We start from the raw sequence: 14,599 nt of genomic DNA, 5'->3' as shown, positions 1-14,599 counted from the left end.
TTAAAATAGGAAACTATGAGACACGTAATTTACAAACGGCTTGATAATACACAATTAAAAACGTTCTAAATATTTAGATAGTTGACTTCCTATTTCTCTTTTTAAGTGGTATTATTAAAATATTATCATTCAAGGAGGATTAGAGGTGGCAAAAAATAATAAAAAAACCGAAAGCGCTTACAACAATCGAAAAATCATCTGTTTCCAAACGAAAAAAGAACAACTTCAACGAAAATTTCATATTGAAGTTAAACAATTAATAGATGAACTAATGGATCGAAAACAGCAAACTGTTGCTTGGCTGCTCTATTATTCGATGAAAGATCAATATCCCCTTGATGCGGTAGGCTTTTGTCTGGAACTATGGTGCAATTATTGTGATGAAATTGACCCAATTATAGATGATGAAAGAAAATATGCCGCATCAATAGAGTTATTTGTTTCTAAACTATTGAATCGCAAAGAAGAATCAAAATTTGATATTTTGTATAAATATGGATTACATAAAATGTATGATCCTCTCACAATAAAAATTTAAAAATTGAAAAAGGGGCTGCAAAAAGCAGCCTCTTCCATCACTTAATAATCATTTCTTCAAACCAATGAATTTTTTCCCTTAAATTTACGACATCACCAATGATGATCATTGCAGGATTCGTAATATTTTCCTTTGCACATTTTTCTGTAATATTGTCAAGAGTACTGATCACTGTTTTTTGCATATTTGTTGTGCCCCATTGAATAATCGCAACTGGTGTCGTTTCAGGGCGGCCATGCTTTTTTAATTGATCACAAATATATTGAAGATTGCCAACTCCCATATAAAAGGCGAGCGTATCAATTCCTTGAGCCAATGCTTGCCAATTTAGATGGTCTTCATTATTCTCAAGTTTACCATGGGCTGTTACAATAGCGAGACTTGATGCATAATTCCGGTGTGTAACCGGGATCCCTGCATAAGCTGGAGCTGCAATTCCAGCAGTTATTCCAGGAACAATTTCATAAGGAATATGATGATTTCTTAAAACTTCCGCTTCTTCAGCTCCACGTCCAAAAACGAACGGGTCTCCACCTTTTAATCTTGTAACAATTTTTCCTTTCTTCGCATGTTCAACTAATAAAGTATTGATCTCTTCTTGAATCAAACCATGTTCCCTAGGTACTTTTCCACAATAAATGAGTTGGCAATGGCTAGATGCATAATTTAACAACTCTTTGTTGATTAGCCGGTCGTAAATGATTACATCCGCTTCTTTAATACATTCCATGCCGCGGATCGTAATCAGTTTTGGATGGCCTGGACCTGCACCAACGATATAAACTTTTCCCTTATTCAAGACGACCTTCCACCTTCCTGATTACCTCTCGAAGATGCGTTTTACATTTTGCAATGTTCCCAGCTCTTATATATTCCAAATAAATTGGATCGAGTAAATGCTCAAAAAGTTCTCTTCTTCTTCGTATATCAATAATTTTCATTTTAATTTCTTTCCTAGCTTCATCTAAAAAGTTTAAATATTGTTCATAGGAATCATCTAATATTTCTTCTAAATCTAGTTTTATCTTTTTCGCTAAAAGCGGGCTGCTTCCTGAAGTTGAAATGGCAATGGTGAGCTTACCGCGATGGATCGTAGTCGGCACTATAAAATTACAGAGTTCCGGATGGTCGACAATATTAATAAGTTGATTTGGATTTAGAGCGTCAAAAACTTGTAAATTAATTTGCGACGAGTTTGTTGCCGCTACGACAAGAAAAGCATCCTTCACATCATCAGTATCAAAAGGTTTCTTTTTAATTGATAATAGATTTGCTTCGTTCCATTGTAAAATTTCTTTAGTAAATTCAGGACTTACAACTGTAATATTCGCCTTTGCCTGCATGAGAGAAGCTATTTTTCTAGTTGCTACTTTTCCTCCACCGACAACAACACAATTTTTATTTTCTAAATTTAACATGACGGGATAATAAACCAAAGTAAGCACCCCTTGCACATTTCAATCAGTCCATTTGAAACTGCCTCATTTTTTCATAAATATATGAGAGATCAATATGACGTCTAAGATGATCAGCTAGTTTATCAAATGCTTGTTCACGTAGTTTATGAATAGAAACACGTTCAACAATAGGTTCAAGTCCTTTCTGGATACGTAAGTCATTTAAATAATCATGGCGGAACTCGTCATTATGAAACAGTCCATGGAAATATGTGCCGATGATTTTATCATCATCTCGTTTACAACCGTCCGTTCGATTTTCCAAAGCAATTAAAGGTTTACTCGTTAAACTAGATTGTCCCATATGAATTTCATATCCTTTTACCGGGTATTGACGATTTTTAAAGATAAGGGTTCCTTCCGATAAGACTGTCATTTTTTCAGTCGTGATCACCGTTTCAACAGGCAACAACCCGAGCCCGTTGATCGATCCTAATGTTGTTTCGACACCATTTGGATCTTCTACTTTCTTTCCCAGCATTTGATAACCGCCGCATATCCCTACCACTTGTATATTTTTTTCTTGAGCGAGCTTTAAAACACTTTGAGCTAATCCGGTTTTCTTTAAATAGTTTAAATCTTCTATCGTGTTCTTGCTGCCTGGAAAAATAATAAGGTCCGGCTCCCCCAACTCTTTTGGATTTCGAACAAAACGGACATGGCAATCCTTTTCAGCAAAAAAAGGATCTACATCGGTAAAATTCGATACCATCGGATATCGGATGACGGCGATATCAATCTCTTTTGTTACGTCTTCTTCATAAGGATACTTATCTAAAATAACCGAATCTTCTGCTTCGATATTCAAGTTATGTACATAAGGAACAACCCCTAATACTTTTTTGCCGGTGTATTGTTCAAACCATTCAATCCCAGGTTCAAGGAGTTTTTTATCACCGCGAAATTTATTGATGATGACACCTATGATGCGTTTACGGTCTTCTTCTGATAAAAGCTGAAGAGTCCCAACTAAACTGGCAAATACACCGCCTTTTTCAATATCACCGACAAGAATAACTGGAGCATTTGCCATTCTTGCTACACGCATATTAACGAGTTCCCGATCATTTAAATTAATTTCAGCTGGACTGCCCGCTCCTTCAATGACAATACATTCAAATTCATTTTCCAAACGACGGTAAGCTTCTTCTATAATTTGTAAGCCAGTTTGATAAAAATCTTGGCGATAAGCGGTTGCTTTCATATTTTGATAAGGCTTGCCGTGGACAACAATTTGCGATTCATTTACGCTGTTTGGCTTTATTAATATTGGATTCATGTCGGTTGTTGCTACAACTCCGGCTGCTTCCGCCTGAACTCCTTGCGCTCTGCCGATTTCTTTTCCATCAACTGTTATATAAGAGTTTAAAGCCATATTTTGCGATTTAAACGGTGCAGTTTTGTATCCATCCTGATAAAAAATGCGGCACAATCCGGTCGTAATCACGCTTTTTCCAGCATCAGAATGGGTGCCTTGAATCATAATTGGCATTGCTTTAACCACTATTTTTCCACTCCCTACATTTTGTAAGAAAATTTCCGACCACCTCCGGACATGAAGCAAAATGAAAGTGGGTATAACCGGCTATTACATTTTTGTTTATAATACCTTCTTTTTTACTTCCTTTCATTCCTTTTATACTATAAGCAAATCGGATGGGGCCATTTGCTTCGTACGTCGAATAATGAAATTCATGTCCTTTGGCAACTAGTCCGTTTGTTAATAAATAATTCCCATTTTCACCAGTAATTTCACGATACCCTAAAGCCGCCAGTTTATTTTGCATTTTTATACGCCCAGGCAAAAATCCGACCATTGGGAATATATTTCCGTTCGTTGTTTCAATGGATTCGGTTAAATACATAAAGCCCCCGCATTCTGCTAAAGTTGGCATTCCATCTTCCATTGCCTGCTTGATCGATTGTTTAACTATTATCATGTCAGAAAGCTCTTTGGCATACTCCTCCGGAAATCCGCCGCCAATATATAAACCATGGACATGATCAGGCAGTTTTTCACCTTTTAAAGGGGAAAAATATACAAGTTCTGCTCCTTTCGCTTCGAGCAGTTCAAGATTTTCCTTATAATAAAAGTTAAAAGCTGCATCTTTAGCAACAGCGATGCGAACATCCTTTTTATTTGAATGAGCAAAAATGGAAGACTCTGAATTTGGTGCAACCAATGGATCAGCTTTTAAAACTTCTAATAACTTGTCCAAATCAACGGTTTCTTCGATCAGTTGACCAAGCTGATCAAAAAAGGAATTCAACTCTCCACGTTCAATCGTTGGAATGAGACCGAGATGCCTTTCAGGAATCTCAATATTTTGTTCTTTAAGCAAATAGCCAATAACCGGAATTTGACACTCCTGTTCAATGGCTGTTTTTACTAGATTAAAATGTCCGATGCTGCCGACACGATTAGCAATACAAGCAACAATATTGACATCTTGATCGAGCGCTTGAAAGCCTTTAACGACGGCAGCTGCACTTCTAGCCATGCTTGCACAATTTACAACGAGAATGACCGGTGCGTTAATAATCGTGCTTATTTCTGCTGTACTTCCTTTATTTGTTCGTGGATCTTTTCCGTCATATAAGCCCATGACACCTTCAACAATGGATAGATCTGCATCTTTGCTTGCGTGAATGAAAATTTCTTTTACAATTTCAGGTGAAAGCATCCAACTATCGAGGTTGCGGGATACTCTTTTTGTGACGGCAGTGTGATAAGTTGGATCTATGTAATCAGGTCCACATTTAAACCCTTGGACGTTTAGTCCCCTTTTTTTATAAGCAGCCATTAATCCAATCGTGATGGTTGTTTTTCCTACTCCACTTCCTGTTCCGGCAATGACAAATCGATGTGTTGACATGCGCACCTTCCCTTTCAATTATGTTGAACAATTCCTACAGAAATCGTTACATTTCCTGATTTTTTCTTAGTTAATACAAGTTCGTCTGCACCACTGTAAAGTTTTGCAGCAGGCTCGCTCACTCCATAAGCTCCCGTATACTTAAAAACTGTTTCAGATGGCTCGCTGATTTCAACAGTATTTAATTCGGTTTGTGAATATGTAACAAATTCCCATCCGTACTTATTTACAACATCGATGAGTCCTTGTTCATCTTTTTTAATATCTATTGTACATAATGCTTTAACGCTTTTTATCGAAAACTTTAATTCTTGTAAGGTTTCAATGATGACTTGCTCTATTTCAAAAGCGTTCGTTCCCCGGTTACAGCCGATTCCTAAAACGATCACTTTCGGCCGGTACAAAACACCGTTTTCAAGAATAGCAGTTTCTTCTTGTGTGAGCATCCGATGAGTGACGACGAGCGCTGCTTCTGATTTGTCAGCTAAGGCATCTTTTATAGAAGAATAAACAAAAATATTGTCAGGAAGCGGACTTGAATGATTCCACCAGTTCTTTTCTCCTGATTCTTGAATGATAGCTACTTTTTCTTGATTAACTACCGATGCGCTGACCGAAGTGATTTTTTCTTCTGTTTCATATTCCCAGCCAAATTGTTTGCCAAATAAGTCAACGGCTATCGTCTTTTGTACATCAGAAGCCGTTGTAATAATGGGTCTTCCGTTTAATAAAGATGCGATTTCCATTGTTAATTCGTTCGCTCCACCTAAATGCCCGGACAGGACACTTATGACATTGATGCCTAAATCATCAATAACAACAACCGCAGGATCTGATTTTTTATCTTTAAGAAGCGGCGCTATCATACGGACGACAGCACCTAATGAGACAAAGAGAATAATACCTTTATACGTTTTAAAAAGATCTGACAATATTTGGCTAACCTTCCCTGAAAATAAGTGAATGCCGATTTTTTCTTCATCCCCTTGTCTAAATTTTTCAGGATAAAATAAATCAGCACGGACAAATTTTTGATGTAATGACCTAGCAAGTTTGACCCCATGTTTTGTAATAGCTACAATTGCATAGGTCTTAGCCAATTTTTCTTCTATTTTAATCATCGTATTTCCACACCTTTTCGGTATCCGTGTGTAAATGTCTCATCATAAAGTTTCGAACGATAATTTCTGTTATATATTTGTTCATCAAGCGCCCATCCAGCAAGAATCATCGCATGTTTTCGAATTCCATTAGCTTTCATCGCTTCATCAAGATTTTTTAATGTAGTCCGAACGATTTTTTCATCAGGCCAAGTCGCTTTATAAACGACAGCGACAGGTGTTCGTTCATCCCAACCGGCTTCTAAAAACTCAGCAACAATTTTCTTTGTTAACGTACCACTTAAAAAAAGCGCAACCGTACAATGATGTTTCGCAAGATCTTTTAATTTTTCCAATTCTGGTACTGGAGTCCGCCCTTCCGCTCTCGTTAAAATAACAGTCTGTGTAAGTTCAGGAATTGTTAATTCGGTTCCTAATCTAGCTGCTGCAGCAAAAACTGAACTGACACCTGGAATAATTTCAACTTCAATCTCTTCTTTTTTTAGAAACGAGATTTGCTCCAAAATAGCACCATATATTGCTGGATCGCCAGTATGTACTCGAATGACTTTTTTCCCTTCTTTTGCATTTTTGACCATTACGTTTACAATTTCTTCTAAATGCATACCCGCTGTTTTTATAAGTTGAGCACTTCGTTTTCTCCTCTCAAATAATTGTTCATTAACGAGTGAATCGGCATAAAGGATGACATCTGCTTCTTCAATGAGGCGCAACCCTTTCACTGTAATTAATTCAGGATCGCCAGGCCCTGCCCCGATAAAATAAATTTTCACTTTCTCACCACCATCAAGGTTAAATATTCAAGCTTAGTGTCAGGCAATTCGTGTAAATTCCAAATAATTTCTTCATCAGATGTTGCCTTCGTAATAACATTGGCGTTGTTTAGCAACTGCAATTCTTCCAGCAACGACAGCATCTTTTTTATCACTTTTGAAACTTTTAAAAAAACAACACAATCATTTTCTAGTAGTACTTTTCTCATCGCTTCCGTATCGTCAGTTGCTGGAACGATTGCTATTTTTTCTTCTCCATCAGCAAGTGGTAGTCCTAGTCTTGCAGCTGCCCCATTAATGGATGAAATACCAGGAACCGTTTTAATAGGAACTTGTGGGTATTTTGATTTCATAAGTTTCATCAGGTGAATGAATGTACTATATAATAGGGGATCGCCTTCTGTAATGAAAGCAATATCCTTTCCTTCGGCAAGTTTCGAATAAACAGCTTCAACAGTATTTGCCCATTCTTTTTCTAAAACGACTTGATCTTTTGTCATCGGAAAGATGAGCCCAAGCATCTCTTTTTCAATAGGGTTTACATAAGCTTCAATAATTTTATAGGCATAGCTTTGTTTTCCTTTTCGGCTTTTTGGATAAGCAATGACAGGTGATTCTTTTAAAACCCGATATGCTTGAACTGTAATCAACTCTGGGGCACCTGGTCCGACCCCAACACCATATAATGTTCCAACCATCTTTTTCCCCTCAATTCTTTGACGCTGTAATAATATAAATTGGATTTAACGCTTCAAATCTGGTTAAATCTAAAATTGGCTTGCTTTTTGAAATTTGCACCAACGTAATTTCCACATGAAATTGATTTCGCTTTAAGCACTCTACCGCTTTCGATAAAGTTTCTATTGTAGCTGCATTTAAAACGATGCGACCATTTTTCCGCAAACGTCCAGCACAAATATCTATGATAGCGTCGATATTTCCTGCCGTACCACCTATAAAAACGGCATCAGGATCAGAAAATTGTTCCAATCCATCCGGTGCTTTTCCATGGATGACGGTAAAATCAGCCCGGAATTTTTTCATATTTTCATAGCAATTTTCAAGATCTTTTTCATTTTTTTCAATGGCAAAGACGGCACCATCTTTGGCAATTCGAGCAGCTTCAATCGCAACCGAACCCGTACATGTACCGATATCCCAAACAACAGAATCTTTTTTGATTTTCAATGCTGCTAGAGATAATGTACGAATTTCTTTTTTCGTAATAAGTCCTTTGTCTGGTTTTCTTTGGAAAAACTCTTCATCCTCAATACCAAGCGGCCAATCTGGACTATTACTAACTTTTTTTAAAATTACTATATTTAATGGAAGAAATTGTTCATCAGCCATTTCCTCTATCGTCATTTTGCGGCATCGTTCCTTTTCACCGCCAAGATGCTCACAAACAAACGCCTCATATTCGGATATACCAAAATTTAATAAATATTTGGCGATCAGAGCAGGATTATTTTCTTCATCGGTTAAAATAGCAACTTTATCTTCACCATCTATTTTTTGTGCCAATCCTTTTATGGAGCGGCCATGCAAGCTAATAAATTTAGCGTCATGCCACCGTTCGCCTATTTTGGCAAATGCTAACTGGATCGAACTCAAATACGGAAAAATTTCTACATTGTGCAACTTGCTAGCTAAATAGCTGCCAATTCCAAAAAATAATGGATCACCGGAAGCTAAAATGACCGTATTTCTTTTTTCGTTCGACAGTTGGTTCACCAGTTTCGATAGGCCATTTTTAATAACTATTTTTTCTCCTTCATAATCAGGAAAAAAAGCTAATTGCCTTTCGCCCCCCAACAAGAGTTCACTTTCATAAATCCATTTTTCATAGATGGGGAGAAGGCTTTCTTTACCGTTGTCGCCAATTCCTATAATCTTAATTGAACTAGCCATGGTGCATTGCCCTTCCTAAAAACTCTCCTTTTAATGTGAAGAGTACAGTTTCTATATTCATCCCGCCTCCAATTGTTTTATGAGCTGACTCGTTACAGAGGCGGCAAATATTTTCAAAAAAAGTGTAATTTCCGATCCCTACCATCATATCGCCGACTTGTGAGGCTGTATTAGCTTCTTTAATTTCTTCCACAATATGTTCAGGTGCACCGGACATTTTTGCTACATTTGCCAAAAAGGAAAAATCAACTTTGGAACCTTTGGCATGAACCATCATATCCCCTTTGGCAATTTTTGAGAATTTGCCCATCATACCAACCATTGTGACTGTTTTTACTCCTTGTCTCTTGCACTGTTTGAGCGTAAATCCAACAAAATCGCCCATTTCAATAAACGCTTCCTCAGGAAAATTTGAATACAAGGACATAGCATATTTTTCACTGCGGCCTCCAGTTGTAATGACAACATGATCACATAGATTTGCCCGGGCAACTTTTATATATTGAACAATGCTTGCCATATAAGCTGAGGAAGAAAATGGAACGACAATCCCCCGCGTTCCTAATATGGAAATTCCACCAACGATACCGAGACGGCTGTTTAATGTTTTTTTGGCAATTTCTTCTCCATCTGGAACCGAAATAGTCACAGCTACCCCACGGCTAATCTCAAATTTTTCAACCAATTGCTGGACGGTTTCTTTAATCATTTTCCGCGGTACCGGGTTAATAGCTGCTTCTCCTACTGGTATTTGCAAACCAGGTTTTGTAACTTTGCCAACCCCTTTACCTCCGCTTAATTGGAACCCTTCCTCTTCCATCCACTCAACAGTTGATAAAATGAGAGCTCCATGGGTTGCATCCGGATCATCACCGCCATCTTTAATGACTCCGCAAGTTGCCTTATTTTCATGAAGCGTACATTCAACAATCTCAAAAGTGACATATTCACCAGCAGGAATAATAATTTCCACCTGTTTAACTGTTTTTCCAGTAATCAAAGTTAATAATGCTGCTTTAGTTGCTGCTGTGGCACAAGCACCAGTAGTATACCCATGACGCAATTGTTTCGTTTTTTCCGCTGTTTCTCCCACGGTACTCAAATCCTTTTATTTGGAATATGCTAATAGCGAAAATGCATTAACTGCAGCAACAACAGCGGTACTTCCGCCTTTTCGCCCAATATTCGTAATAAAAGGAATATCGAGCTTCGCAAGTTCTTCTTTTGATTCAGCAGCAGAAACAAATCCTACAGGCATACCAATGATTAAACTAGGCTTGGCCACTCCTTCTTTAACTAACCTTATCAACTCCAAGAGTGCTGTCGGAGCATTCCCGATGGCATAAATTCCGCCTTCACTTTCCCTTACACTTTTTCTTATTGAAACAATAGCTCTCGTTAAATTGAGACGTTTCGCTTCTTCAATTACATCTGGATCAGAAATATGAACCTTTACTTTACATCCATATTTATCTAGTCTTTGCTTTGATATGCCAACATGGATCATTTTTACATCTGTCACAATTTTTTCTCCATTTTTGATTGCTTGAATTCCAGCCTGTATAGCGTCTTTATGAAAAACCATGCTTTTACCGAGTTCGAAGTCCGCAGTTGCGTAAATAACCCTTTGCACAATCGGATATTGTTCTTCTGTAAATGGATGGTCGCCAATTTCAGCTGTAATCGTTGCTAAACTTGTCCTTTCAATTTCTTGTGGTTGAACAGTCATCGGTTTAAAATCAGTATGAAAATCCATGACCATTGAAATCCTCTCCTTTAAGATATGTAATCACTTCATCTATATTTGAAAAAGACGTTCCGTAATGAATATTTGGCCGTTTGATTATAATAGTTTCAATCCCTAGTTCTTTTGCAGCTTCAATTTTTTCATCGACGGACCCTGCTCTTCCGCTTTCTTTTGTAATCATTAGCGTGATATTATATTGCCGGAAAAGAGCGATATTAAGTTCTTTGGAAAACGGCCCTTGAATGGCAATAATGTCTTTTTGCGGAATCTGCAAATGTTCACATTTTTCCATATTATCTTTTCGCGGCAACATTCTTGCTATTACTCTAGTATTTGGCAAATGGAGCAATTTTCTCGTAAATATTTCAAGCGTTTTGCTGCCAGTTGTAAGCATAATATTTCCACGTTTTTTTGCTGCCACATCTGCTGCAGCTTCATATGAGTCAACTTCAATAATTAATTTATCTCGAAACTTTTGAGATGGCCGCTCAAAGCGAACGTAAGGAATTTTGGCAAGTTTGGCTGCTTTCATTGCATTTTTGGAAGCTTCCTCGGCAAAAGGATGGCTTCCATCAACAACTACATCAATTTGATTTCGTTTGATTAATTCGAAAAAATCAGAATCTGTAAGTCTTCCAACAATTACTTCAAGCCCTGCTTTTTTGAGTTCCTTTTTGGCGTTTTCAGTTACAACAGTCGTGATGACTTGAAAGTGTTCCTTCATTAATTCGATGGCAAGTTGTCTTGCATCACTAGTTCCAGCTAATTGCAAAATTTTCAAACCTTTTTTGCACCTCTCACAACTGACCTCATCTAGTAGATTGATAGATATGACCGGAATGATGGTCATAAACGTGACAGTGATGATGTTCATGACTATCATGATGAACGCAACGATCATTGGGATGGTGGCTATGATGATGGTAATGACCATGATGATGGTGCCCAATATGTTCCATTACTCCTAGTCTGTATTGGCAAGTATCACAATTCATTTTTACTTCACCATCTAAAGCTTCTTTCACGCGGTCCAGAAAAATCGTTTTTAACTTTTCGTGAAATCCAAAATAATGAGCTAAGTTAAAATCGCAGGTTGGGTATTGTTCTTTGAAATGGTGAAGCATGTTCTCCATCCGCTTTATTAATATCCCGGTGAACAAAAAATAAGGTAAGATTACTATTTTTTTTGCACCTATTAAAACAGAGCGGCGAACAGCTTCATCAGCTAGCGGCGTTGTAACCCCCATAAAAGCAGGTTCAACGATTGGAATATTTTTTAGTCGTTCCCGCAATAATCTCGCAATCTTATAAAGATCGCTATTAGCATCAGGATCGCTGCCGCCTCGTCCAAGAAGTATGATTCCCATTTCAGGATCAGCATTCTTTATATCAACGCCTCTTTCAACTAAACGGTCTAAGCAAATTTCCAAAGCAGCTTCATGAATGCCAATTGGTCTCCCATAGATGAAACGGATATTAGGAAATTTTTCTTTTGCTTCATCTATACAAGCTGGAATATGAATTTTTGAATGTCCCGCTGGAAGCAACATCATTGGGATGATATAAACTTCTGTTACTCCTTTTCTGACACATGTTTCCAATCCTTCATTAACCGTAGGACGCTCAAATTCTAAAAAACATGTTTCAACAAGCAATCTTTCATCTAAGAGAGGCTTCATTTCATTAATAAATTGGCGCACTTCCTCATTACCTTCAGGATCTTTACTGCCATGACCGACAAACAAAATTGCTTTCATCTTTCTCCCTCCAAAGTTTAATCCCCGCAGACGGCTGGTGGTATTTCAAAATCCGGGGTCATATCTTTATATGGATAGCCGCACAAAACTTTTACGCGCTTAAAAAACTTATATAATCTTTCATTCGGATGTGCTTTTTCCTTGTATTCTTGCAAAATTGCTTCAATAATGCCGATGACTTTTTCCGGTTCAATTCCTTCTTCCACTAATTGACCAGCATGAAAAGTACGGCCAACAGGTTTCGCACCGATAAATAAATCAAATTTCCCTTGCCTAAAAATCAGGCCGATATCTTCCTTTACCGCGCCATAACAAGCCATTCCGCAGCCGTTGATGCCTACTTTTAATTCTTTCGGCAATTGGATGCCATTTAATCTTTCGTAAAGTTGTTCAGCAATCGGAATCGCTCCCGTTTTCTCTCCATCACAAAAGTCGCAAGCTTTCACTGTTAATACATCACCAATAGGAGATAATAGAAAACCTGCATTCCGTAATTCTTCTACTATATGGTCTGGGTTTGAAGTAGGTATTTGTAAATGAATTTGATGGTCTGTCGAATATTCAATGATTCCTTTTTCACCGGCCACTTTAGCTAAAACTAGTAATTGATTAGGTGTAAAACGTTTATTGGCTACACCTGGACTTACAGCTACCATAAAGATATCCTCAAACACTGGAGTAATCGGTTTATTTATTTTGTTTAGAGCTTCTTCAGCAAGAGTTGCGGGAGTCTGTATTTTCTCTTGTCCACCATGTAGAGCCCATGGTTCATTTTCTTGTTTTAATCGTTCATGTAACCGAAGCTTTTGTACTTCAGCATTTAATGAATATTTGCGTTGGTAGCCGCGCGGTGTGATCATTTTGCCGCTATATACAAAAGTTGTAGAATTTCCTATAATGACAGTTGTCAACATACCAATCTCATGATTAAACATTTCTTCTAATGTCGTAATGACAACATGTTGCCTTTCCCTATATGCACTTTTTACTAGCCCAACTGGTGTTTCACGGCTGCGGTATTTTAATAAAATTTTTTGCGCTTCTTCAATTTGTCGCATTCTGCGCCCGCTTTTAGGATTGTATAAAGCTATGACAAAATCAGCCATGGCGGCAGCTTCAATTCTTCTTGCGATCAACTCCCATGGTGTTAAATGATCGCTAAGGCTAATTGTGCAGGCATCATGCATAATAGGTGCCCCTAGTAATGATGCGCACGAATTAATAGCAGAAATTCCTGGAACGACTTCCACTTCAAATCCTGTTTTAGGATCCCAGCCTTTTTCAGCGAGCACTTCATAAATTAAGCCTGCCATTCCATAGACTCCCGCATCCCCGCTTGAAATAACAGCAACTTTTTTTCCTGCTTCAGCTATTTTGACAGCTGCCTGCGCTCTTTCAACTTCCTCAGACATGCCTGTACTAATAATCTCTTTATCTTCGATTAAATTTTTTACAAGATCGATATAAGTTTTATACCCTAATATACAATCGCATTCTCTAATCGCTTCCTTCGCCCGTTCGGTAAAATGTTTTTCACTTCCTGGTCCAAATCCGATAATGATCAATTTACCCGCCAATTGTAATCCTCCTTTGACCTAGCATTTCTTTAATTTTTGCAACCGCTTCTTCTTTAGAAACTGCCTGTAATTCCAATACATCTTTCAGTAGTTGTCTTACTTGAAACAAAATTGGTACGATTAACCCTTTTTCGAGAACAAATGACTCATTAGAAAAAAATTGGTCTGGTTCCCCTTCAAATACGAGCTGTCCATAATCAATTACATAAAATAAATCTGCCCATTCATAAGCAAGGTTCAAATCATGGGTAGCCATGACAACGGTTGTACCTTGTTCGTGAATTTTATTTAGTTCATTCAATAAATTTTCCGTTTGGACCGGATCAAGAAAGGAAGTTGGTTCATCCAAAAGCAACAGCTCTGGTTCAAGCGCCATAACTCCTGCTAAAGCAACCCTTCTTTTTTCTCCAAGGCTCAAATGGTGGATCGGCCTATCTTGCAAATCGTTCAGGGCATATCGTTTAATTGTTTCCATTAACCGCTTTTCTAGCAAATCTCCTTTGTAGCCTGCATTCAAAAGTCCGTATGCTATGTCTTCATAAACGGTGGGGGAAAGCAGCATTTCTTCCGCATTTTGAAAAACTAGTCCGGTTTTTTGACGAAACTCTATTAACCTTTTTTTCTTAAAAGAAAGCTCTTCTCCTTTCCAAAAAAGCTTGCCTTCATTAGGACGTAATAATCCATTAGCCATTGATAAAATGGTCGATTTCCCAGAACCGTTCCGTCCTAGGATCGCACATTTTTTACCAACTGGTATTTTCATTGAAAAGTTTTGCAACACCGCTTTGCCATTTCTTTCATACGTAAATGTAATATTTTCAAATTCAAGTAAAGCTTTCATA

The 14,599-nt window shown here is 37.8% G+C and carries 15 protein-coding genes; 1 reads left to right on the top strand and 14 read right to left on the bottom strand.

From position 1 onward, the window contains the following. The first annotated feature begins 145 nt into the window (after positions 1-145). A complete protein-coding gene (locus tag HR057_RS02795; protein ID WP_173729882.1) occupies positions 146-538 on the top strand; it encodes a hypothetical protein in 393 nt (130 codons plus the stop codon). 37 nt (positions 539-575) lie between these two features. Here the strand turns inward: HR057_RS02795 and cobA are convergent, their stop codons facing one another. From cobA to HR057_RS02725, 14 genes are read right to left on the bottom strand one after another with little or no spacing between them, the layout of a single operon-like run. Beyond that, complete coding sequence (cobA, locus tag HR057_RS02790; RefSeq protein ID WP_173729881.1) at positions 576-1,337, bottom strand: uroporphyrinogen-III C-methyltransferase; 762 nt, start codon at positions 1,335-1,337, stop codon at positions 576-578. Then, a complete protein-coding gene (locus tag HR057_RS02785) occupies positions 1,330-1,974 on the bottom strand; it encodes a precorrin-2 dehydrogenase/sirohydrochlorin ferrochelatase family protein (protein ID WP_173729880.1) in 645 nt (214 codons plus the stop codon). The genes cobA and HR057_RS02785 overlap by 8 nt, the downstream gene beginning before the upstream one ends. A 25-nt stretch (positions 1,975-1,999) precedes the next feature. Beyond that, entirely contained in the window at positions 2,000-3,499 is a 1,500-nt protein-coding gene (locus HR057_RS02780) for a cobyric acid synthase (RefSeq protein ID WP_173729879.1), read from the bottom strand. Continuing rightward, complete coding sequence (locus HR057_RS02775) at positions 3,492-4,871, bottom strand: cobyrinate a,c-diamide synthase (RefSeq protein WP_173729878.1); 1,380 nt, start codon at positions 4,869-4,871, stop codon at positions 3,492-3,494. Before HR057_RS02775 ends, HR057_RS02780 begins: the two co-directional genes overlap by 8 nt. A gap of 14 nt (positions 4,872-4,885) precedes the next feature. Then, entirely contained in the window at positions 4,886-5,992 is a 1,107-nt protein-coding gene (locus HR057_RS02770; protein ID WP_173729877.1) for a cobalt-precorrin 5A hydrolase, read from the bottom strand. Beyond that, entirely contained in the window at positions 5,989-6,765 is a 777-nt protein-coding gene (gene cobM, locus HR057_RS02765; RefSeq protein WP_173729876.1) for a precorrin-4 C(11)-methyltransferase, read from the bottom strand. Before cobM ends, HR057_RS02770 begins: the two co-directional genes overlap by 4 nt. Beyond that, positions 6,762-7,463 (bottom strand): precorrin-2 C(20)-methyltransferase, encoded by a 702-nt coding sequence (gene cobI / locus HR057_RS02760; RefSeq protein ID WP_173729875.1) that lies wholly within the window; start codon positions 7,461-7,463, stop codon positions 6,762-6,764. The genes cobM and cobI overlap by 4 nt, the downstream gene beginning before the upstream one ends. 10 nt (positions 7,464-7,473) lie before the next feature. Then, entirely contained in the window at positions 7,474-8,676 is a 1,203-nt protein-coding gene (gene cbiE, locus HR057_RS02755) for a precorrin-6y C5,15-methyltransferase (decarboxylating) subunit CbiE (protein WP_173729874.1), read from the bottom strand. After that, positions 8,669-9,769 (bottom strand): cobalt-precorrin-5B (C(1))-methyltransferase, encoded by a 1,101-nt coding sequence (locus tag HR057_RS02750; RefSeq protein WP_173729873.1) that lies wholly within the window; start codon positions 9,767-9,769, stop codon positions 8,669-8,671. Before HR057_RS02750 ends, cbiE begins: the two co-directional genes overlap by 8 nt. A gap of 15 nt (positions 9,770-9,784) precedes the next feature. Then, entirely contained in the window at positions 9,785-10,432 is a 648-nt protein-coding gene (locus HR057_RS02745) for a precorrin-8X methylmutase (RefSeq protein ID WP_173729993.1), read from the bottom strand. Beyond that, complete coding sequence (gene cobK, locus HR057_RS02740; protein ID WP_268990188.1) at positions 10,416-11,204, bottom strand: precorrin-6A reductase; 789 nt, start codon at positions 11,202-11,204, stop codon at positions 10,416-10,418. Before cobK ends, HR057_RS02745 begins: the two co-directional genes overlap by 17 nt. Positions 11,205-11,232: 28 nt before the next feature. Continuing rightward, on the bottom strand, positions 11,233-12,180 hold the full coding sequence (locus tag HR057_RS02735; RefSeq protein WP_173729872.1) for a sirohydrochlorin chelatase: 948 nt from the start codon (positions 12,178-12,180) through the stop codon (positions 11,233-11,235). A 17-nt stretch (positions 12,181-12,197) separates the two neighbouring features. Then, positions 12,198-13,757: a precorrin-3B C(17)-methyltransferase gene (cobJ, locus tag HR057_RS02730; protein ID WP_173729871.1), complete on the bottom strand. Its 1,560-nt coding sequence runs from the start codon at positions 13,755-13,757 to the stop codon at positions 12,198-12,200. Beyond that, a complete protein-coding gene (locus HR057_RS02725) occupies positions 13,747-14,598 on the bottom strand; it encodes an energy-coupling factor ABC transporter ATP-binding protein (protein WP_173729870.1) in 852 nt (283 codons plus the stop codon). Before HR057_RS02725 ends, cobJ begins: the two co-directional genes overlap by 11 nt. Position 14,599: the final 1 nt, after the last annotated feature.

Origin of the sequence: Calidifontibacillus erzurumensis, assembly GCF_013303125.1 — a bacterium.
Taxonomy (GTDB): Bacteria; Bacillota; Bacilli; order Bacillales; family Bacillaceae_J; genus Calidifontibacillus; species Calidifontibacillus erzurumensis.
The sequence above is the reverse complement of the archived record's forward strand: the minus strand, read 5'-3'. Positions and strand labels throughout refer to the sequence as shown.

What these genes read in the sequence shown, in the direction of transcription:
- HR057_RS02745 (WP_173729993.1), bottom strand. Translation starts at nt 10,432, where the DNA reads ATGGATTTTCATACTGATTTTAAACCGATGACTGTTCAACCACAAGAA.
- HR057_RS02775 (WP_173729878.1), bottom strand. Translation starts at nt 4,871, where the DNA reads ATGTCAACACATCGATTTGTCATTGCCGGAACAGGAAGTGGAGTAGGA.
- cbiE (WP_173729874.1), bottom strand. Translation starts at nt 8,676, where the DNA reads ATGGCTAGTTCAATTAAGATTATAGGAATTGGCGACAACGGTAAAGAA.
- HR057_RS02725 (WP_173729870.1), bottom strand. Translation starts at nt 14,598, where the DNA reads ATGAAAGCTTTACTTGAATTTGAAAATATTACATTTACGTATGAAAGA.
- cobI (WP_173729875.1), bottom strand. Translation starts at nt 7,463, where the DNA reads ATGGTTGGAACATTATATGGTGTTGGGGTCGGACCAGGTGCCCCAGAG.
- HR057_RS02735 (WP_173729872.1), bottom strand. Translation starts at nt 12,180, where the DNA reads ATGAAAGCAATTTTGTTTGTCGGTCATGGCAGTAAAGATCCTGAAGGT.
- HR057_RS02770 (WP_173729877.1), bottom strand. Translation starts at nt 5,992, where the DNA reads ATGATTAAAATAGAAGAAAAATTGGCTAAGACCTATGCAATTGTAGCT.